This window comes from Escherichia sp. AM3 (genome assembly GCF_032029835.1).
Classification (GTDB): Bacteria; Pseudomonadota; Gammaproteobacteria; order Enterobacterales; family Enterobacteriaceae; genus Escherichia; species Escherichia coli.
Map to the genome: position 1 here is coordinate 1 of NZ_JAVUPQ010001110.1, position 256 is coordinate 256.

The window sequence follows — 256 nt, forward strand, 5'->3', positions numbered from 1 at the left end:
GATCAATACCCTACCGGAAGCGCGAAAAGTGAAGTGGGTTCTTGACGTCGATCCGATTGAAGGCTGAAGACGGATCGAAAAATTTAATGCGCCTCACACTTTTTATGAAAATTCTGTAACCGATTCCATTAACTATCTGTAAAAATGGTGCTGTCCGCAGTTCGGTGTTCAGGCGAGGAGAAGACGTTGAAGTCCAGGAAAGAGGTTGCCTCGGCGACCATGAAAGACGTTGCCGAGAAAGCACAAGTCTCAACAG

General features: G+C 46.9%; 1 protein-coding gene. It reads left to right on the top strand.

The genetic code is table 11. The features are described from left to right. The coding region (locus tag RTW80_RS31825) for a hypothetical protein (protein WP_409415345.1) at nucleotides 1-67 on the top strand (67 nt) is incomplete at its 5' end. Nucleotides 68-256: the final 189 nt, after the last annotated feature.